The organism is Pseudomonas extremorientalis, assembly GCF_001870465.1.
Lineage (GTDB): Bacteria > Pseudomonadota > Gammaproteobacteria > Pseudomonadales > Pseudomonadaceae > Aquipseudomonas > Aquipseudomonas extremorientalis.
In genome coordinates this window covers 168873-189321 of record NZ_MDGK01000037.1, presented here as the reverse complement: position 1 = coordinate 189321, position 20449 = coordinate 168873, and the positions used below count along the sequence as shown (strand labels likewise).

The following is a 20449-nucleotide window of genomic DNA, read 5'->3' as shown; positions in this document are numbered from 1 at the left end:
GGACTCTGGTAAATCATGGCCACCCAAACAGACGGCAAGACCCCCAATCTCTCGCAGGAAGAGCAGCAGGACGTGGACAAGAACCAGCCGCCCCGTGCGGCGGTGCTGCACGAAATCATCCGCACCCAGGGCGACCAGGAGCTCGAGCGCAGCGTCGCCGCCCTGTGGTGGTCGGCGCTGGCGGCCGGCCTGACCATGGGCCTGTCGCTGATGGCCATGGGGCTGCTCAACTCGCGTCTGCCGGAGGGCGAAGCCTTCAAGGTGATCGCCAGCTTCGGTTACTGCGCGGGCTTCCTGGCGGTGATCCTCGCTCGCCAGCAGTTGTTCACCGAAAACACGCTGACTGCCGTGTTGCCGGTGATGAGCAAGCCCACCCTGAGCAACGCCGGGCGCCTGCTGCGGTTATGGTCGGTGGTGCTGGTGGGTAACCTGTGCGGCACCTTGCTAGTGGCGTACGTGATGCTGCACCTGCCGATCTTCGATACCAAGACCGACATGGCCTTCCTTGAGATCGGGCGCAAGATCATGGAGAACGACCCCGGCCAGATGTTCGCCAAGGGCATCGTTTCCGGCTGGATGATCGCCACCATGGTATGGATGATCCCGTCCATGGAGAGTGCCAAGATGTGGATCATTATCTTGATCACCTACCTCATGGCATTGGGCGACTTCACTCATATCGTTGTCGGCTCGGCGGAGGTGTCGTACCTGGTGTTTGCCGGCGAGTTGCCGTGGAAGGACTTCTGGCTGGTGTTCGCCGGGCCGACCCTGGCGGGCAATATCATTGGCGGCAGCTTTATCTTTGCACTGATCAGTCATGCACAGATTCGCAGCGAAAGCAGCCTGCCGGGCAAAAAAGCTGCGGACCCGAGGCATCCGCAGCGGATCAACAAGGATCAGTGAGTGTCAGGCGCGGCCTGGGGCTCGTCCCGGGTTACGCGCTTGACCAGCTTGCCGATGCTCAACCCCTGCAACAGGATCGACGACAGCACCACGATGTAGGTGATGCTCAGCAGCAAATCGCGCTCCGGGCTCAGTGGCAAGGCCAATGCCAGCGCCACTGAAACCCCGCCGCGCAAACCACCCCAGGTCAGGATGCGGATGGTCCCGCGTGGCACCGTGCGCCAGCGGCGCAACAACAGAATGGCCGGAGCAACCGTCAGCAGGCGCGACAGCAGAATCGCCACGGCCAGGAGGCTGGCGGCGAACACGTGCAGCCAGTTGAACGGCAACAGCAACAGTTCCATGCCGATCAGTGCAAACAGCAGGGCGTTGAGCATGTCATCGAGCAGTTCCCAGAAGCCGTCCAGGTAGCGACGGGTCATATCGTTCATGGCCAGCTTGCGCCCCAGGTTGCCGATGATCAGGCCGGCGACCACCATCGCGATCGGTGCCGAGACGTGCAGTTCGGTGGCCATTGCCGAGCCGCCGATGACCAGAGCCAGAGTCAGCATCACTTCGATCTGGTGCTGCTCGATACTCTTGATCATCAGGTAAACGAGGTAGCCGATCAGGCCACCGAACACCACGCCGCCGATGGCCTCATGGGCAAACAGCATGGCGGTAGCGCCCACGGTGGGCGTCTCGCCCAGCTGTGCGATCCCCAGCAGTACGGTAAACACCACGACTGCCGTGCCGTCATTGAACAGCGACTCGCCGACGATGGTGGTTTTCAGGGGTTTGGAGGCATTGGCGGTACGCAGTACGCCCAGCACCGCAATCGGGTCGGTGGGGGAAATCAGTGCACCGAACAGCAGGCAGTAGAGGAAACTCACATGCCAGCCAAACAAGGCAAAGATGTAATACGCCAGGCTGCCAATCACCACGGTGGCGATCAGCACGCCGAAGGTCGCCAGCAGGCCGATGGGCCAGCGGTAGCTGCGCAGGTCGTTCAGGTTGACGTGCAAGGCGCCGGCGAACAGCAGGAACGAGAGCATCCAGTTCATCAACAAATCGCCGAAGTCGATCTGGCCGATCAGTTGCTGGATGCGTTCCTCAAGACCGGGGTAGCCGAGAAAACTCAAGCCTTGCAGGATCAGTGAAAACACCAGCGCCGTGACCATCACGCCGATGGTAGGTGGCAGGCCGATAAAGCGAAAGTTCACGTAGGTGAGCAGGGTGGTGAGGCAAATGAAGGCGGCGACAAGTTCAAGCATCCGGGGTCCTTGGAAGGTGGGGGAGAGCGTTGATGGGGGATGGACCGCAACAGCGGCACGATGTTGCAGGGGGGGGACAAATCACCGATAGAACCTTTCCGGACGTGGCGGTTCATAGCGGTGGGTGCGGTTTTACAGGTTTAGTGCTAAAACTCTAATTTCTGTTTAAAACTTAAAACAAAATTAAAAAAGGAATCAGTGATGACGGTGGCCTTCTGGTGTGTGTTGATCGCAATTTTCCTGCCTTATCTGTGTACAGGTGTGGCCAAGTTCAGTGGTGGCAAGTTCGGGCCACGGCAGAACCACGACCCCCGGGCGTTCCTGGACACCCTCGAAGGGTTTGCCAAGCGTGCGCATAGTGCGCAGCTCAATAGCTTTGAAGTCACGCCGGCGTTTGCGGCTGCAGTGATCATCGCGCACCTGGCCGGTACGGCCGAATTGGTGACCATCAATGTGCTGGCTGTGCTGTTTATCACCAGCCGCCTGCTGTACATCATCTGTTACCTGGCGGACTGGGCGATGCTGCGTTCGCTGGTGTGGTTTGTGGGGATGGCGTTGATTGCGAGTTTCTTCTTTGTCTCGATCTGACGGTTAAATATGGGCTTTTTGGTGAGCGCGCGTCTTGTGGTGAGCGCGCTTGTCCATCCCAATGAACCGATTTTGGCAAAGCGTTTTCAGGTCCCGCTAGGTGCATCCGGTACATGCGGCAGTGCTGCGCCCTTGGGCCACAGCATCCAGATCTGCCCCTGCTGTTTCATGTTGCCCGCCAATTCTCCCGCTGCGTCGCCGGTGCCCCAGAACAGGTCAGCGCGCACTTCGCCCGTGATCGCACCGCCGGTGTCCTGGGCGGCGACGGGCCTTGTGATGGGTGAACCGTCCGGTTTGGAAGTCGATAGCCACAGCAGGCTGCCCAGTGGAATCACCTTGCGATCCACCGCCACACTGTAGCCTGCGGTCAACGGCACGTTCAACGAACCGCGCGGGCCTTCGTTACTGTCGGGGCGGGCGCTGAAGAAGACGTAGCTGGGGTTGCTCGCCAGCAGTTCCGGGATGCGCTGCGGGTTGGCCTTGGCCCAGGCGCTGATGGCGCTCATGGTCACATCTTCTTTCTTCAACTGCCCTTGCTCCACCAACCAGCGGCCGATGGGGCGATAGGGGTAGCCATTCTGGTCACCATAACCGACGCGCAGTTGGCGCCCTCCGGCCAGTTGGATCCGGCCTGAGCCCTGGATTTGCAGGAATTGCAGGTCCATCGGGTCAGTCAGCCAGGCAATCGGTTTGGCCGTGGAACCTTGGCCATTGATGGCACTGGCGTCGTCGTAGGGCTTGAGTACGCGACCTTCCAGGCGACCGCGCAGGCGTTTGCCCTTGAGTTCGGGGTAGATGCTTTCCAGGTTAACGATGATCAGGTCGTCCGGTACGCCATACACCGGCACGTTGGCTTTGGCGGTTTTGGTCAGGCTGCCGGGGTAGACCGGTTCGTAGTAACCGGTGATCAAGCCGTTCGGGGTGTTGTCGGCCGAACGCAGGCCGAACACATCCAGGCGCTCCTTGAGAAACCCGCGCACGGCCACGGCATTGGCGGGCACCGTAGCGGCGGCTGCGCAGGTCGCGCCCCAGACCGGGTCGGCCTTGAGGCGTTGGCAGGCGCTGCGCCAGGATTCAAAACCGGCCAGCAAATCGTTGTCGGATACTGCGGGTAGCGCTTCCCACGGCGCGCTGACATAGGTCGCGACGGCGTGAGGCTTGGAAGTTTCATCTTTGGCTGCTTCTTTACCCGCATCGCAGCCGGCCAGCAGCACGATCATCGGCAGAGCCCACGCCAGGCGGTGGCTCCAGCGTTTCGACATGACATACATACAAACACTTCCTGAAGCGATTGCCCGCGCTGTAACACCTTCGGGCAACCCTTATTATTAATAGGGCTATTGGTCTTTGTGGGTGGGGCGAGGATACTGGCCGCCGTTTCCCGTGACCTCGAAGCCACCATGACTTTTAAACGACTGACTGTTGTACTGCTGGCCTGCCTGGCCCTGTCCGCCTGCGGCGGTGTTGATCCGAATTCGCCGCTGGGCCAGCGCAAGGCAATCTTCAAACAGATGCTCAAGACCGGCGAAGACCTGGGCGGCATGTTGCGCGGGCGCATCCCGTTTGACGGCGCCAAGTTTGCCGAGGGTGCGGTCAAGCTCGACGCCTTGTCCCATGAGCCTTGGAAACATTTCCCAAGCGTGCGCGAAGAAGATAACACCAGCGCCAAGGACGATGTCTGGCAGAAACAGGCGCAATTCCAGCAACTGGCCCGCAACCTTGAAGCGGCCACCGGCGAATTGGTGACCGCCAGCCAGGTGCAGCCCTACAAGGCCAGTAACCTGGGGCCGGCCGTGCAGAAAGTCGAAGATGCCTGCAGCGCCTGCCATAAACAGTTCCGGGACCACTGACCGGTTTTACTGGTCGAGTTCTTCCACCGCGTCCTGCAGTTCCTTGCGGGACTCGGCGAGCTTGTCCTTACGCTTGTTGATCTTGTCCGCGTCGCCTTTTTTCATGGCCTTGTCGAGGTCGGCCTGACGGCGGCTGACTTCGTGCTTGGCGTCGAGTACCTTGTTTTCACGCTCTTTCTTCAGGGATGCGTCGGTGCAGTTGGCGGTGACTTCACTCAGGGCTTTTTCCAGGCCGGCTTGTTGCGCGCTGTTGCCGTGGGCCTTGGCTTGTTCGATCTGGGTGCTGATGGCTTGGCGTTTGGCGGCGCAGCCGGTGAGGGGGGCGGCTTGTTCAGCGGCCAGCAACGGTGTGGTCATGAAGCTTGCGACGGTCAGCAAGGCAAAAGGGGCTAGAAATTTCATGTGGGGCTCCAAAGTCGCAATCTGATGGCGGGGGGCAGCGGGGTTCAAAACCCGTCTATCCCCGCCATGCGTAATGTTTTAGCCAAGGCCTGTACATGCGGGTCGCGAAAAAAAGCGCTCAGTTGCGCTGCGCGGCCCGGGCCGATGCCATCAATGTTCAGCCAGGCCTGGGTGTCTCTGGCGACCAGCGTCTGCCAGTCGCCCTCCAGGTTGTTACGTGCCGCAGGCGGTACACCCAGGGCCTTGAGCCATTGTGCAAAGGGCCGCTGCCGAGCGCTGTGAAGGCTTTCGAGTAGGCGTTCGCGGCTGCGATCACCGAAGCCATCAATGTTAGCAAGCTCTGCCGCGTCCAGGGTTAACCAATCGAGAAAGCCTGCGATTAGACCGGCCTGGATCAATACGTTCCAGGTTTCGCGACCTACGTGTGGCAACGCGAGGCCCTGGTTGCCGCTGAGCCAGGTAAGGCGTGCCAGTAATTGTTCCTCGCAATCGGGGTCCAGTTGCCAGCAGCTCAGCGCATGGAATTTGGCAGGGTTGGGCACTGGCAGGTCCACCCTGGTGGTATTGCGCAAAATGACCGCGTCCAACCGAGGAATAACCTGGCCCGCCAGGCTGACCGCGACCTGGTCGCCAGGTCGGATATCCAACGCTTGCCAGCGTACCAATGAGCCGACACTTACCCGGCTGATTTTCCGGTCGTCCAAGCGTACCGGCTCCAGTTCCAGCATGGGGGTGATGCGTCCGGTGCGTCCGACCTTGAACTCAACGTTGCGCACCAGTGCCAACGCCTTGGCCGCTGGGTACTTCCAGGCGACTGCCCAATACGGCGCATTAACCTGCCAGCGTTCGGCGGGTGCGTGCTGCGCCTGGTGCAGCACCACGCCATCGCTGGCGAACGGCAATGGATGGTTATACCAATAGGTGCGCCAATGCGAGGCTTCGGTGATGTTTCGAATGGGATGGCTGTAGCGTCGGCTATCGGTGAAGCCCCAGCGTGCCAGTGTGGCGAGGCGTTCGGTAAATGTCGCCGGCCCTTTCGGCCAAGCCCAGACGAACAAGCCAATGCCTGCGGCGTCGGTGTCGCTCAATTGCTTGCGGTTCATCAACCCGGCCACCTTGCTGCGGGCATTGAGCCCGCCATTTGCCGACTGCACATGGTCGCCGAGGCGCCAATAGAGTTCGCCTTGCAATACGAGATCAATGGGCTCGGGCAACTGCTGGACTATGCCGGGGATTTTGCGCGCCGAGGCAGACCAGTCGTGACCCCTTGCTCCATCGCCGCGGCTGATGACTTGGCTCAGGCGCCCCTTGCGATACACCAGGGTCACCGCCACACCGTCCACCTTCGGTTGAATCCAGACATCCTCGCGGTTGACCAGCCAGGCAGCGACTGCCTGTTCATCCAGCAGTTTCTCCAGGCCGGTATGGGCAACGGGATGCGGCCGGGTACCGCGTGCGCTCGCCAGTGGGTTGTCGGGCGTCAAAGGGGTGTCGGGGAAGCACTGGCGCCAGTGGGCCAGTCGCTGGCGGGCCTGGTCGTAGAGCTCATCGCTCACAGGGGATTGGCCAAGCCGGTGGTAGCTGTCATCCCACTGGCGGAGTTGTCCGGCCAGGGTGCTGACCTGTGCCCGAGCATCGTCGGGGCAATCTTCGGCCCACAGGCTGAACGGTAAAATACTGAGTAAAAGGGCTATCGGTAGACGCATCATGAGCATCCTTGCTCGAAAAGGGTGCCCAGCCTAATGGAACCCAGCGGCCACAAAAAAGCCCCGACAGCGCGGGGCTTTTTACCGGGTGTTTCTGTTTACTTGAACAGGCCGCCCAGGGCTTTCACCGCGTCAGGTTTATCAGCCTTGGCTTCCTGTGTTTGTTGCTTGGCATCGGCTTTGGCCTGCGCTTGGGAAAGTTTGTCACAGCCTTTGTTGATCTGGTCTTGAGCGGCTTTGAAAGCCTTCACTTTCAAGGTGTCCTTCTGGGCTTCGGCTGCATCGATCTTGGTTTGCAGGTCTGCGGCTTGCTTCTGGCAGTCGCCGGAATTGCCGCCACCGAGCTGCGAGCTCAGGGCACCGCTCAGTGCGCTCAGGTCGGCGGCGTGGGCCGGCAGGGCGAACAGGCTGAGCAGAAGGGCGGCAGGGGCGAGCGTGGAGATGCGCATGAAAAACCTCAATGTTCGATTGCCTGCGCGCTTGGGAATCCCGGGCTGGCGCAGGGCAATATCCAAATAAGGTGAGAGGCCCGAGAGGGCGCGGATTCTAGAGGGCCATCATTGGGCCTGCAAGCTTTGGATCCAAAAGTGTGAGGGGGCGCGCAAAGTGCGATGCAATAAAAAGCCCCGCCAGGCGAACCTGGCGGGGCTTTTGTGCACCTTGAGCGTTTACAGGCCGGCGGCGGTACGCAGGTCGTTGGCGCGGTCGGTTTTTTCCCAGGTGAAGGTGGTGAAGGTGTCGTCGCCGACAGTCTTCTGCGCAGGGGTACGGCCGAAGTGACCGTACGCTGCGGTTTCCTGGTACATCGGGTGCAGCAGGTCGAGCATGGTGGTGATCGCGTAAGGGCGCAGGTCGAAGACCTCACGCACCAGCTTGACGATCTTGTCGTCGCTGATCTTGCCGGTGCCGAAGGTATTCAGCGAGATCGACGTAGGCTGGGCCACGCCGATAGCGTAGGAAACCTGGATCTCGCAGCGCTCGGCCAGGCCGGCCGCGACGATATTCTTTGCCACGTAACGACCCGCGTAGGCTGCCGAGCGGTCAACCTTGGACGGGTCTTTACCCGAGAACGCGCCGCCGCCGTGACGGGCCATGCCGCCGTAGCTGTCGACGATGATCTTGCGACCGGTCAGGCCGCAGTCGCCTACCGGGCCACCGATGATGAACTGGCCTGTCGGGTTGATGTGGAACTGGGTGTCCTTGCTCAGCAGTTCGGCCGGCAGCACGTGCTTGACGATCAGCTCCATCACGCCTTCGCGCAGGTCGGCGTAGGACACGTCTGGGTTGTGCTGGGTCGACAGTACAACCGCGTCGATACCCACGACCTTGCCGCCTTCGTAACGGCAGGTCACCTGGGACTTGGCGTCAGGGCGCAGCCACGGCAGCAGACCGGATTTGCGGGCTTCTGCCTGACGCTGCACAAGCTGGTGCGAGAAGGTGATCGGTGCTGGCATCAACACGTCGGTTTCGTTGCTGGCGTAGCCGAACATCAGGCCCTGGTCGCCGGCGCCCTGGTCTTCCGGCTTGGCGCGGTCTACACCCTGGTTGATGTCCGGGGACTGCTTGCCGATGATGTTCATCACGCCGCAGGTCGCACCGTCGAAGCCGACGTCGGAACTGTTGTAGCCGATGTCGGTGATCACATCACGAACCAGCTGCTCCAGATCAACCCAGGCGGTGGTGGTCACTTCGCCAGCGATGATCGCTACACCGGTTTTCACCAGGGTCTCGCACGCCACACGGGCGAACTTGTCTTCAGCAATGATGGCGTCCAGCACCGCATCAGAAATCTGGTCGGCGATTTTGTCCGGATGCCCTTCAGACACGGACTCGGAGGTGAAAAGGGAGTATTCGCTCATCTCGATGTTTTCCTGATATTTACCGATGGTGAGTGTCGCCAGCCGGCCGCTGAAAATGGCGGACCTGGATCTGGAAACCATTGCGTAAACCTACATAGAGGCTATCCCCGGGAACGAGTCCCGCAGCGGTGGCCCAACGGGCCAGGTCATCCTGTTCAAAACCCAACCAGAGATCACCGCAGGCCTCCCTGGCCCAATTCTGGTTGTGGCTGCATAAATCCGTAACCAACAGGCTACCGCCGGGGTGCAGCAGCCCGGCCATTTGCTTGAGGGCCTCGGCGGGGGCGGCGAAATGGTGCAAGACCATATTCAGCACCACGCAGTCCGCCTTGATTGTCGTGCTGCTCAGTGCGTCGGCCAGTTGCAGGCGGACATTGCCCAGCGACTCGCGCTCGCAGAGCTGGCGTGCCAGGTCGAGCATCGCCGGGCTGTTGTCCAGTGCCGTGACCTGGTGAAAGCGCCGCGCCAGTTCCGGCAGGAAACCGCCGTCACCCGGGCCGACTTCCAGGGCCGTGGCCTCATCACTGAAGCTCAGCTTGTCCAGCAGCGCCAGTACGCTGTCGCGGTATTGAGCCAGACCTGCGATCAGGTCCTGCTGGGCGCGAAACTTCTCTGCTACCCGCGCGAAAAAGTCCTGGCTGGCGGCGGCGCGCTGCCCGTGGACCTGGCCGATGCGCGATTGCACGTCGACCGGCAGGTTCAGGCTGTCCACTTCTTCGAGCAGCGCGGCGTGCAGCTTGCCGCCCAGCAGCTCGGTGTGGGGCAGGGCGCGCCGATAGAAAATCGCATTGCCTTCACGGCGGGTCGCCACCAGCTCGGCCTGGGCCAATACCTTCAGGTGGTGGCTCATGCCGGACTGACCGATGGCGAAGATCTGCGCCAGCTCCAGCACGCCAAAGGAATCGTTGGCCAGTGCGCGCAACACGTTCAAACGCAACGGGTCGCCAGCGGCCTTGCACAAGGCTGCCAGTTCATCGCCGTCGTCGGGGCGCAGTGAGGGCATGGGTATATTCATAAGGCCAGCAGTCTAGTGACGGGTGGGCGTCCCCGCAAGGCCAATATCAAAAAGTTTTGATATTGGTCGATAAGTGGCGGTTATAAGCAGTCGCTATAACCTTTAGACGAACCGCTTAAAGGGTTCTGCAAGGTATTGACGCCCAAAGCACAGGAAAAACCTCCTCAAGTGACTATCTGTCATTGCCCGCAGGCGGTGGCTGAGGGAAAATGCCGGTCCTTTTTTCCGTTTCTTTTATATTCAAACCTCAGGAGATCAGCGATGCCCAGCCGTCGTGAGCGTGCCAACGCCATTCGTGCCCTCAGCATGGATGCCGTGCAAAAAGCCAACAGCGGCCATCCCGGTGCCCCGATGGGCATGGCGGATATCGCCGAAGTACTTTGGCGTGACTACCTGAAACACAACCCGAGCAACCCGTCGTTCGCCGACCGTGACCGCTTCGTGCTGTCCAACGGTCATGGCTCGATGCTGATCTACTCGCTGCTGCACCTGACCGGCTACGACGTCACCATCGACGACCTCAAGAGCTTCCGCCAGCTGCACAGTCGCACCCCGGGCCACCCGGAATTCGGCTACACCCCAGGCGTCGAGACCACCACCGGTCCCCTGGGCCAAGGCCTGGCCAACGCCGTAGGCTTCGCGCTGGCTGAAAAAGTCCTGGGCGCGCAGTTCAACCGTCCTGGCCACGACATCGTCGACCACCACACCTACGTATTCCTGGGTGATGGCTGCATGATGGAAGGCATTTCCCATGAAGTCGCGTCCCTGGCCGGCACCCTGGGCCTGGGCAAGTTGATTGCCTTCTACGACGACAACGGCATCTCCATCGACGGCGAAGTCGAAGGCTGGTTCACCGACGACACCCCGAAGCGTTTCGAAGCCTATAACTGGCAGGTGATCCGCAACGTCGACGGTCACGATCCGGAAGAGATCAAGACCGCCATCGACACCGCCCGCAAGAGCGCGCAGCCGACCCTGATCTGCTGCAAGACCACCATTGGCTTCGGTTCGCCGAACAAGCAGGGTAAAGAAGACTGCCACGGCGCCCCACTGGGTGACGCGGAAATCGCCCTGACCCGTGAGGCCCTGAAGTGGAACCACGGCCCGTTCGAAATCCCGGCTGACATCTACGCTGAGTGGAGCGCCAAGGAAAAAGGCCTGGCCACCGAAGCCGAGTGGGACCAGCGCTTCGCGGCCTACTCCGCCGAATTCCCTGAGCTGGCCAACGAGCTGGTGCGTCGCCTGGCCGGCGACCTGCCTGCCGACTTCTCGGAAAAAGCCTCGGCCTACATCGCCGAAGTCGCGGCCAAGGGCGAGACCATCGCCAGCCGTAAAGCCAGCCAGAACACCCTGAACGCCTTCGGTCCGTTGCTGCCAGAGATCCTCGGCGGTTCGGCTGACCTGGCCGGTTCCAACCTGACCCTGTGGAAAGGCTGCAAAGGTGTCTCGGCGGAAGACGCCAGCGGCAACTACATGTACTACGGCGTGCGTGAGTTCGGCATGAGCGCCATCATGAACGGCGTGTCACTGCACGGCGGCCTGGTGCCTTACGGCGCGACCTTCCTGATGTTCATGGAATACGCCCGCAACGCCGTACGCATGGCTGCGCTGATGAAGAAACGCGTGATCCACGTGTACACCCACGACTCCATCGGCCTGGGCGAAGACGGCCCGACGCACCAGCCGGTCGAGCAACTGACCAGCCTGCGCACCACGCCGAACCTGGATTGCTGGCGCCCAGCCGACGCGGTGGAATCCGCCGTGGCCTGGAAGCACGCCATCGAGCGCAAGGACGGCCCATCGGCGCTGATCTTCTCGCGTCAGAACCTGCAGCACCAGGTGCGTACCGACGCGCAGATCGCCGACATCAGCCGTGGCGGCTACGTGCTCAAGGATTGCATCGGCGAGCCGGAACTGATCCTGATCTCCACCGGTTCCGAAGTGGGCCTGACCGTGCAGGCGTACGACAAGCTGACCGCCCAGGGCCGCAACGTGCGCGTGGTGTCGATGCCGTGCACCAGCGTGTTCGAAGCCCAGGACGCCGGCTACAAGCAGTCGGTATTGCCGTTGCAGGTCAGCGCGCGTATCGCCATCGAAGCGGCTCACGCCGACTACTGGTACAAGTACGTGGGCCTGGAAGGCCGCGTGATCGGCATGACCACCTACGGTGAGTCGGCGCCGGCGCCAGCGTTGTTCGAAGAGTTCGGCTTCACCCTGGAAAACATCCTGGGCCAGGCTGAAGAGCTGCTGGAAGACTAAGTCAGTCTGCGTTGTCTGTACTGGCGCCATCGCGGGCAAGCCCGCTCCCACATTTGGATCGCGGTCTAATGTGGGAGCGGGCTTGCCCGCGATGGCGATGGTGCTTTCAACACCGAACTCACCTTGATCGAGAACCCCATGCCTCAACCGCGTCCCTACAAAGTTGCACTCAACGGCTACGGCCGCATTGGTCGTTGCGTCTTGCGTGCTCTGTTCGAGCGAGGGACGACGGCCGGGTTTGAAATTGTTGCAATCAACGACCTGGCTGACATGGCCAGCATCGAATACCTGACACGCTTTGACTCCACCCACGGCCGCTTCCCCGGCGAAGTGCGGGTCGAGGGCGATTGTCTGCATATTAATGGCACTTGCGTGCAGGTCTTGCGCAGTGCCACCCCCGAAGCCATCGACTGGAAAGCACTGGGCGTCGACCTGGTGCTGGAATGTTCCGGTGTCTACCACACCCGTGCCGATGGCCAGCGTTTCCTCGACGCCGGCGCACCGCGTGTGCTGTTTTCCCAGCCGATGGCCAGCGAGGCAGATGTCGACGCCACCATCGTCTACGGCATCAACCAGGATTGCCTGACCGGCGATGAGCGGCTGGTGTCCAACGCCTCCTGTACCACCAACTGCAGCGTGCCGCTGTTGCGCTTGCTGGATCAGGCGATCGGCCTGGACTATGTGTCGATCACCACGATTCACTCGGCGATGAACGATCAGCCGGTAATCGACGCCTATCACCACGAGGACCTACGCCGTACGCGCTCTGCGTTTCAGTCTGTGATTCCGGTGTCTACCGGCCTGGCCCGGGGTATCGAGCGACTGCTGCCGGAACTTGCCGGGCGAATCCAGGCCAAAGCCGTACGGGTGCCGACGGTGAACGTGTCCTGCCTGGACATCACCATGCAGACCGTCAGCGATACTGACGCGACGGAGGTCAACCGGATCCTGCGCGATGCCGCCACCAGCGGCCCGCTCAAAGGCTTGCTGGCCTACACCGAGTTGCCCCACGCCAGCTGTGATTTCAACCATGACCCGCATTCGGCGATTGTCGATGCCAGCCAGACCCGCGTTTCCGGCCCGAGGCTGGTGAACATCCTGGCCTGGTTCGACAACGAATGGGGGTTTGCCAACCGAATGCTGGATGTTGCGGAACATTATCTGCACATCGCCTCTAAACAACCTCATCAACAGTAATTCAGGAACTGCGACCCATGACCGTGTTGAAGATGACCGACCTCGATCTGCAAGGTAAGCGCGTACTGATCCGCGAAGACCTCAACGTCCCAGTCAAGGACGGTGTAGTCACCAGCGATGCGCGAATCCTGGCTTCGCTGCCGACCATCAAGCTGGCCCTGGAAAAAGGCGCGGCCGTGATGGTCTGCTCCCACCTGGGTCGCCCGACCGAAGGTGAGTTCTCCGCCGAAAACAGCCTCAAGCCTGTGGCCGACTACCTGAGCAAAGCCCTGGGCCGCGACGTGCCGCTGGTGGCTGACTACCTGGGTGGTGTGGACGTGAAGGCCGGCGACATCGTGCTGTTCGAAAACGTGCGCTTCAACAAGGGCGAGAAAAAGAACAGCGATGAACTGGCCCAGCAATATGCGGCACTGTGCGACGTGTTCGTGATGGACGCCTTCGGCACCGCCCACCGCGCCGAAGGTTCCACCCACGGCGTAGCCAAATACGCCAAGGTCGCTGCGGCTGGCCCACTGTTGGCCGCTGAGCTGGAGGCACTGGGCAAGGCCCTGGGCGCGCCGGCCCAACCGATGGCGGCCATCGTCGCTGGTTCCAAGGTGTCGACCAAGCTGGACGTGCTCAACAGCCTGAGCCAGATCTGCAACCAGCTGATCGTCGGCGGCGGCATTGCCAACACCTTCCTGGCGGCCGCCGGTCACCCGGTAGGCAAGTCCCTCTACGAGCCAGACCTGCTCGACACGGCCCGTGCCATCGCCGCCAAAGTCAGCGTACCGCTGCCGGTGGACGTGGTAGTGGCCAAGGAATTCGCCGAAAGCGCCGAAGCCACCGTCAAGCTGATCGCTGACGTGGCCGCCGATGACATGATCCTGGATATCGGCCCGCAAACAGCGGCCAACTTCGCTCAATTGCTGAAAGCTTCGCAGACCATCCTGTGGAACGGCCCGGTCGGTGTGTTTGAATTCGACCAGTTCGGCAACGGCACCAAAGTGCTGGCCAACGCCATTGCCGAAAGCTCGGCCTTCTCCATCGCTGGTGGCGGCGACACGTTGGCGGCGATCGATAAATATGGCGTTGCTGAGCAGATCTCCTACATTTCTACCGGTGGCGGTGCGTTCCTCGAATTCGTCGAGGGCAAGGTACTGCCGGCCGTTGAAGTGCTGGAAACCCGAGCCAAAGGCTGAGGCTCGTGATCCGGAAAAGGAGTATTCCCATGATCAAATCGTTGGCATTGGTGATCGCAGCGGGCCTGTTGGCCGGCTGCGGCAGCACGTCGAACGCGAAGTCTGCGGCAGATGAACCTGCCCCCGGGCAGAAAAAGAGCTGCTACCAGGCCGACTGGCAAGCCGAAACCATGCCGGTGATCAACAAGCGAATCGGCAACGAACGGCTGGAGAAATACGACTCCGTGCCCAACGGTCAGGAACAGGGTTGCCCTTGACGGGTCTGATCAACTAACCGACAGCAGCGGCGGCCATGGTCGCCCTGTGAGGATTGGCAATGAAAGGCGTTTTCGCCCTGGCAGCCCTGGCCTTGTTGGCCGGCTGCAGCAGCATGAACATGTTCAACGGCAAGGCCGAAACGGCTGACAAGTGGACCACCTGGACCTGCGACAGCAAGGCCGAGGTCAACTGGCGCTTTGCCAACCCGGCTAAATCCGAGGTGGATGTACGCCTCGGCGGTTCCGACCAGGTCTACCGCCTCAAACAGGACGTTGCTGCCTCGGGCGTACTGTATGCCAACGACCAATTGGCGTTTCACACAAAAGGTGAGGAAGGCCTGGTTTACTGGGTCGCCACCGATGATTTGATTGGGCGCGGCTGCAAAGCGCAGTAAGCGTGACAGCAATAACGATTCAGCAGGCCAGGCATGCAAACCCTGACCTGCAATAACTTGAATAGCAGCCGCCGCTACGGCAGGCTTGCACGATTAACGACCCTCGACCGGGAGAGACAACACAATGGCACTTATCAGCATGCGTCAAATGCTGGACCACGCAGCCGAGTTCGGCTACGGCGTCCCAGCCTTTAACGTCAACAACCTTGAGCAGATGCGCGCCATCATGGAAGCCGCTGACAAGACCGACTCCCCCGTGATCGTCCAGGCTTCGGCCGGTGCCCGCAAATACGCCGGCGCGCCGTTCCTGCGTCACCTGATCCTCGCCGCAATCGAAGAATTCCCGCATATCCCGGTGTGCATGCACCAGGACCACGGTACCAGCCCTGACGTGTGCCAGCGCTCCATCCAACTGGGCTTCAGCTCGGTGATGATGGACGGTTCCCTCGGCGAAGACGGCAAGACCCCGACCGACTACGAATACAACGTGCGCGTCACCCAGCAAACCGTAGCCATGGCCCACGCCTGCGGCGTGTCTGTTGAAGGCGAGCTGGGCTGCCTGGGTTCCCTGGAAACCGGCATGGCCGGCGAAGAAGACGGCATCGGTGCCGAAGGCGTGCTGGATCACAGCCAAATGCTGACCGATCCGGAAGAAGCCGCCGACTTCGTGAAAAAGACCCAAGTCGACGCCCTGGCCATCGCCATCGGCACCAGCCACGGCGCCTACAAGTTCACCAAGCCACCTACTGGCGACGTGCTTGCCATCGACCGAATCAAGGAAATCCACAAGCGCATCCCCAACACTCACCTGGTGATGCACGGTTCTTCCTCGGTGCCGCAAGAGTGGCTGGCGATCATCAACCAGTACGGCGGCGACATCAAAGAAACCTACGGCGTGCCGGTTGAAGAAATCGTCGAAGGCATCAAGTACGGCGTGCGCAAGGTCAACATCGATACCGACCTGCGTCTGGCGTCCACCGGTGCGATGCGTCGCCTGATGGCCACCAACCCGAGCGAGTTCGACCCACGTAAGTTCTTCGGTGCGACCGTGACCGCCATGCGTGATGTGTGTATCGCTCGCTACGAGGCCTTCGGTACTGCCGGCAATGCTTCGAAGATCAAGCCGATCTCGTTGGAAGCGATGTATCAGCGGTATTTGAAAGGTGAGTTGAACGCTAAGGTGAACTAAGCCAATAGCGCCAAAAAAACCCGCAGAAATGCGGGTTTCTTATAGGTATGAAGTATTTTTCTAAGGACAGTGAACAGTTTTTCATCGTGGGTAACGCAATAGTTTTTCAGGTGTTGGATAAGCCATCTTAGTAATTACTATAGTTATACAACTGTAAATCTCAGGTTCTGTCCTATCTCCGTATATGTTTGAGATGCATTTTCAAGCTCCCAGTAAACGTCATAGACTCCTGGGTTTGGAAGGTAGCAGGGTATTTCCTTCTCAAAATATTCGCGTTTATTGTTGATGTAAATTTGTAGCAGCGCGGCAGTAAGAGTTATTTGTTCCAGAAACATCGTAGGAAGACCTGCGGACGGCACAGGGTAGCAATAATAAGTCAGCACATCGCCTATCCTGGTGTTGTTGCTCAATAAGTGTGACAAGACGAGATACCTGAAAGGCCTGGTGACAACTGGCATGTTTTGGGGCGGCGTCGCAAAAGAACCAGGTGGGGTGGCATTGTATATTTTTGGTTGCGACCCGGCGCCAAACCCCGACGGCAGGTTGGTTAAAGGTGGCTATCGTTGGCATGTGTTTAACTCCTGAATGGGTACATGAGTCGGACGCACATGATTTTATAAGATGTGCCCTAGGGTGCGCACTGCAAGAAATACTATTTTTATGCTGTTTTGCTATAGGGGTAAGACGATCGTCGGAGTTCGTTATATCCAAGTAATCATTCCCCCGCCGTAGCGGGGGATGATTGAAATAATCTTACTCGTGATCAATATCCAACTTGGCGAACGTCACCCGCGCCCCTTCCTTGCTGTCGCCACTGTTGTCCTGCACATACGCTCCCGCCTTGAAGTACAACGGCTTGGCGCCCCACGCCGCGCCGATGCGTTCGTTCCACTCGCCGTCCGCGGCATACACACTGAGAAGCCCCGCCTTGTTGAGGTTGATCACATAGGTGAAGGTTTTTTCCAGCGGCACATTCGATGCCACGGTGATCACCCGGCCTTCATCCTCATCCGGGCGCATGCGCACCTTGGCGACGATGTTGCCGGTCTGGGTTTTCTCCTTGAATTGATACTCCAGCTTGATCAGTGGTTTCTGGCTGTCATAGGCGTGAATCTGCCCGATCACGATTTTGCCGGAGGACGGCACTTGATTGACGGCCAGAGTGGCACGCAGGAAGTTGTCCGCATCCGGATAGGTCCAGTTGCGCAGGCGGCCATCGGCGTAGGTCTCGCGCAATTCACTGCGCGGGTAAATGGCGTTTTCGGTACGGGTGCCGGTGACCGGGGTCCAGAATTGGACGTTGCTGCCTTCGGCCTGGAAATATTGGTCGTTGAAGCCGCTCATCAATCTGGGGGTTTCGATGGTCGCGGGTGGAGAGCCGACAGGGATGCTGAGGTTCCAGGTGGATAGGTCGATCATGGCGTAGGCCTTTTTACAGAGGGGTGTAGGCTATGGCCCTTGGGCCAGACAGGTTCTTTATAGGTGGTGTTAACCGTCTTGTTAAATCATTGCTGGCAACTTATTGGCGCCAACGGAATGCCAAAAAGCCATGTTTCCCGTGGTTCGTGGCTTGTAGCGGTTGACCGTTAGTCGGCTTCCTGAACTTTGGCGCAATGATGGCACTGAGGTTACTTCTGCTTTTTCTGAACCGGGGCTAGAGTGAGGCCTCAGTGTTTGTCCGGGTTTTCTGTCAGAAATGACCGGAGTAGTCCTAAGGAAGAGACGTAGCATGGAATGCGCTCCACACCACGGCGATGGTCATTCGGTTCTTCTTGTGGTCGATGACTACCCAGAGAACCTGCTTAGCATGCGAGCGCTGTTAAAGCGTGAAGACTGGCATGTGGTGACCGCTGCGTCCGGTGTGGAAGCCCTCGAGAAGTTGCTCAAGCACGAAGTCGACCTGGTGCTGCTGGATGTGAAGATGCCCGGCATGGACGGCTTCGAGGTGGCGCGCCTGATGCGTGGCAGCCAGCGCACGCGCATGACCCCGATCATTTTCCTCACCGCCAATGCCCAGTCGCCCGCCGCAGTACTCGAAGGCTATGCCAGTGGCGCCATCGATTACCTGTTCAAACCGTTCGACCCGCATATCCTCAAACCCAAGGTCCAGGCGTTGCTGGAGCATCAGCGCAATCGCCGGGCCTTGCAGCGTCTGACTCATGAGCTGGAGTCCGCACGGGCGTTCAATGCCTCGGTGTTGGACAACGCCGCCGAAGGCATTCTGGTGGTGGGCGAGGGCAGTGTGATCGAGTATGCCAACCCGGCCATTTCGCGACTGCTGAACGCTACCATGGCCGAGTTGCGAGGCGAGAGTTTCCTGAGCTTCCTGCAAAAACCCCATGTGCCGGCCTGGCTGGGGTTCGAGATGTACCTCGCTTATCGCCAGGGCCAGACCTGGCGCTTGCACGATGCGATCCTGCGTACCGGCCGCGGCCAGCAGGTGCCGGTGGCGTTGTCGTGTGCGCCGCTGCCGGCTGAACAGAAGGCCATGGTGGTGACCGTGCTGGACATGTCCGAAGTGCGTCACCTGCATCAACAATTGGAGTTCCAGGCAGTCACCGACCCGCTGACCGGGCTGTTGAACCGGCGCGGGTTTTACCAGGCGGCGGAGAACATTTTGCTGCGCAGCGAGCGCAACGAGCAGTCTCTGGTGCTGCTGTACCTGGACCTTGATGGCTTCAAGCGGGTCAATGATTCTCTCGGTCATGACGCCGGCGACCGGGTGCTGCGCTGGGTGTCGGAGCAGTTGCAGGGTTGCCTGCGTTCCTACGACATTCTCGGGCGCATGGGCGGCGATGAGTTCACCGCGCTGCTGGAGCTGGAGTTCCCCGAGCAGGCGGCGAAGATTGCGGAAAAACTGATCGAACGGGTGTCTATCTGCCAGCAGGTTGACGGTTTGGATGTGATGCTCGGTGTCAGTATCGGTATCGCCACGTTCCCGGATTGCGGCTCGGACGTTAACGGCCTGTTGCGCGCGGCGGACATCGCCATGTACGAAGCCAAGCGCGCAGGTCGTCAGCAATATCGCTATTACGACCAGGAAATGAACGGCCGCGCCCGTTCGCGCCTGATGCTGGAAGACGGCGTGCGCACGGCGATTCAAAACAAGGAGTTCACCCTGGTGTACCAGCCCCAGGTGGCGTTGGCGGACGGACGTGTGCGCGGCGTGGAAGCGCTACTGCGCTGGCAGCACCCCAGTGTCGGTGATGTACCACCCGGTCTGTTTTTGCCGTTGCTGGAAGAGGCCCGGCTGATCAGCCAACTCAGCACCTGGATTTACCAGCAGGTCGGCGGCCAGCTCCAGGCCTGGCACGCCGGCTTGGATGATGAACTGGTGTTGAGCGTGAGCCTGAGCAGCAGTCAGTTCAACATGCCCAACCTGGCGAGCCAACTGCAGCAGGTGCTTGAGCGACATGAGCTGCAGGGGCGCCAACTGGAGGTGGAAATCAGTGAAGACTGCCTGATGAGCAACCTTGAAGAGTCGATCAAGCAGCTCAAGTTGCTGCGCCAGATCGGCGTGCGCACCGCCCTGGATGACTTTGGCCTGGGCAACTGTTCCCTGGCGCATCTGCGCGACCTGGCCTTCGACACCCTCAAGCTCGACCCGCAATTGGTCGCTCGCCTGCCAGGCTCAGCGCGGGATGAGGTGATGGCGCGCAGCATTATCGAGCTGTGCGGGCATTTTGATGTAGTGGTGGTGGCTGAGGGGGTGGAAACCCAGGAGCAGGCCCAATGGCTGAAGGCTAATGGCTGCCCTTTCATTCAGGGGCCGATGGCGGCACAGCCGTTGGTGGCTGAGGAAGTGGCACACTGGTGCCACGCTCGCCTGCGCTGAATTCGTTACACTGGCGCCTATCCGAATCTGTTGCAGACCCCATGACCGCGCTGAAATACCTCCAGGCCTATCCCGCCGCCCTTCAGGAACAAGTGCGCCAACTGATCGCCAAGGACCAGTTGGGTGCCTACCTGGAGCAACGTTACCCCGAACGCCACGCGGTGCAGAGCGACAAGGCCCTGTACGCCTACGCCCTGGCCTTGAAGCAGGAACATCTGCGCAATGCGCCGGCCATTGACAAGGTGCTGTTCGATAATCGCCTGGACCTGACTCATCGCGCCCTCGGCCTGCACACCACCATCTCGCGGGTACAGGGCGGCAATCTGAAATCGAAGAAAGAGATCCGCATTGCTGCGCTGTTCAAGGAGGCCGCGCCGCAGTTCCTGCGCATGATCGTGGTGCACGAACTGGCACACTTCAAGGAGTCGGACCACAACAAGGCGTTCTATAAACTCTGCGAGTACATGATGCCGGGCTACCATCAGGTGGAATTCGACCTGCGGGTGTACCTCACGTACCGCGACCTGCTGGGCAAACCCTGACCGCACAAGGCAACCGAC

At 60.3% G+C, this 20449-nt stretch carries 19 protein-coding genes; 11 read left to right on the top strand and 8 right to left on the bottom strand.

All coding sequences use genetic code 11. From position 1 onward, the window contains the following. Positions 1-15 precede the first annotated feature (15 nt). Positions 16-903 carry a formate/nitrite transporter family protein gene (locus tag BFN10_RS15010; protein WP_071490337.1) on the top strand — a complete coding sequence of 296 codons (888 nt, stop codon included), beginning with the start codon at positions 16-18 and terminating at the stop codon, positions 901-903. Here the strand turns inward: BFN10_RS15010 and BFN10_RS15005 are convergent. Continuing rightward, on the bottom strand, positions 897-2156 hold the full coding sequence (locus tag BFN10_RS15005) for a cation:proton antiporter (RefSeq protein ID WP_071490336.1): 1260 nt from the start codon (positions 2154-2156) through the stop codon (positions 897-899). The genes BFN10_RS15010 and BFN10_RS15005 overlap by 7 nt on opposite strands. A 201-nt stretch (positions 2157-2357) precedes the next feature. On the opposite strand from BFN10_RS15005, the gene BFN10_RS15000 reads away from it, so the two are divergent. Further along, a complete protein-coding gene (locus BFN10_RS15000; protein ID WP_010207167.1) occupies positions 2358-2744 on the top strand; it encodes an MAPEG family protein in 387 nt (128 codons plus the stop codon). Between the two features lie 86 nt (positions 2745-2830). Here the strand turns inward: BFN10_RS15000 and mltA are convergent, their stop codons facing one another. After that, the gene (mltA, locus tag BFN10_RS14995) at positions 2831-4015 is read right to left on the bottom strand and encodes a murein transglycosylase A (RefSeq protein ID WP_071490335.1); all 1185 of its coding nucleotides are present in this window, start codon (positions 4013-4015) and stop codon (positions 2831-2833) included. Positions 4016-4144: 129 nt separating this feature from the next. On the opposite strand from mltA, the gene BFN10_RS14990 reads away from it, so the two are divergent. After that, positions 4145-4594, top strand: coding sequence for a c-type cytochrome (locus BFN10_RS14990; protein WP_071490334.1), 450 nt, complete (start codon positions 4145-4147; stop codon positions 4592-4594). A 6-nt stretch (positions 4595-4600) separates the two neighbouring features. On the opposite strand, the gene BFN10_RS14985 is transcribed toward BFN10_RS14990, so the two are convergent. The 5 genes from BFN10_RS14985 to BFN10_RS14965 all read right to left on the bottom strand — a co-directional run bounded on the left by BFN10_RS14985 (position 4601) and on the right by BFN10_RS14965 (position 9576). Next, positions 4601-4996, bottom strand: a complete 396-nt coding sequence (locus tag BFN10_RS14985) for a DUF1090 domain-containing protein (protein ID WP_071490333.1) — start codon at positions 4994-4996, stop codon at positions 4601-4603. 44 nt (positions 4997-5040) lie between these two features. After that, positions 5041-6705 (bottom strand): NAD-dependent DNA ligase LigB, encoded by a 1665-nt coding sequence (ligB, locus tag BFN10_RS14980; RefSeq protein WP_071490332.1) that lies wholly within the window; start codon positions 6703-6705, stop codon positions 5041-5043. 95 nt (positions 6706-6800) lie between these two features. Further along, positions 6801-7151: a DUF1090 family protein gene (locus BFN10_RS14975; RefSeq protein ID WP_071490331.1), complete on the bottom strand. Its 351-nt coding sequence runs from the start codon at positions 7149-7151 to the stop codon at positions 6801-6803. 219 nt (positions 7152-7370) lie between these two features. Then, positions 7371-8561 (bottom strand): methionine adenosyltransferase, encoded by a 1191-nt coding sequence (gene metK / locus BFN10_RS14970; RefSeq protein ID WP_071490330.1) that lies wholly within the window; start codon positions 8559-8561, stop codon positions 7371-7373. A 19-nt stretch (positions 8562-8580) separates the two neighbouring features. Beyond that, a complete protein-coding gene (locus tag BFN10_RS14965; protein WP_071490329.1) occupies positions 8581-9576 on the bottom strand; it encodes an ArsR/SmtB family transcription factor in 996 nt (331 codons plus the stop codon). A 261-nt stretch (positions 9577-9837) separates the two neighbouring features. On the opposite strand from BFN10_RS14965, the gene tkt reads away from it, so the two are divergent. The 6 genes from tkt (at position 9838) to fba (ending at position 16054) form a co-directional block, all read left to right on the top strand. Beyond that, positions 9838-11835, top strand: a complete 1998-nt coding sequence (tkt, locus tag BFN10_RS14960) for a transketolase (RefSeq protein ID WP_071490328.1) — start codon at positions 9838-9840, stop codon at positions 11833-11835. Positions 11836-11973: 138 nt separating this feature from the next. After that, positions 11974-13032: an erythrose-4-phosphate dehydrogenase gene (epd, locus tag BFN10_RS14955; RefSeq protein ID WP_071490327.1), complete on the top strand. Its 1059-nt coding sequence runs from the start codon at positions 11974-11976 to the stop codon at positions 13030-13032. A gap of 17 nt (positions 13033-13049) precedes the next feature. Then, entirely contained in the window at positions 13050-14213 is a 1164-nt protein-coding gene (locus BFN10_RS14950) for a phosphoglycerate kinase (protein WP_071490326.1), read from the top strand. Positions 14214-14242: 29 nt separating this feature from the next. Continuing rightward, entirely contained in the window at positions 14243-14470 is a 228-nt protein-coding gene (locus BFN10_RS14945) for a hypothetical protein (protein WP_071490325.1), read from the top strand. A gap of 59 nt (positions 14471-14529) precedes the next feature. Beyond that, the gene (locus tag BFN10_RS14940; protein ID WP_071490324.1) at positions 14530-14865 is read left to right on the top strand and encodes an MliC family protein; all 336 of its coding nucleotides are present in this window, start codon (positions 14530-14532) and stop codon (positions 14863-14865) included. Positions 14866-14989: 124 nt separating this feature from the next. After that, a complete protein-coding gene (gene fba / locus BFN10_RS14935) occupies positions 14990-16054 on the top strand; it encodes a class II fructose-bisphosphate aldolase (RefSeq protein WP_003177554.1) in 1065 nt (354 codons plus the stop codon). A gap of 753 nt (positions 16055-16807) precedes the next feature. Here fba and BFN10_RS14930 read toward each other — a convergent pair. Beyond that, positions 16808-17473 (bottom strand): polysaccharide lyase family 7 protein, encoded by a 666-nt coding sequence (locus BFN10_RS14930; RefSeq protein ID WP_071490323.1) that lies wholly within the window; start codon positions 17471-17473, stop codon positions 16808-16810. Between the two features lie 310 nt (positions 17474-17783). Here BFN10_RS14930 and BFN10_RS14925 point away from each other — a divergent pair, with 310 nt between their 5' ends. Together BFN10_RS14925 and BFN10_RS14920 are read left to right on the top strand one after the other, a co-directional pair. Then, the gene (locus BFN10_RS14925) at positions 17784-19889 is read left to right on the top strand and encodes a putative bifunctional diguanylate cyclase/phosphodiesterase (RefSeq protein WP_071490322.1); all 2106 of its coding nucleotides are present in this window, start codon (positions 17784-17786) and stop codon (positions 19887-19889) included. 41 nt (positions 19890-19930) lie between these two features. Next, positions 19931-20431, top strand: coding sequence for a M48 metallopeptidase family protein (locus BFN10_RS14920; protein WP_058426613.1), 501 nt, complete (start codon positions 19931-19933; stop codon positions 20429-20431). Positions 20432-20449: the final 18 nt, after the last annotated feature.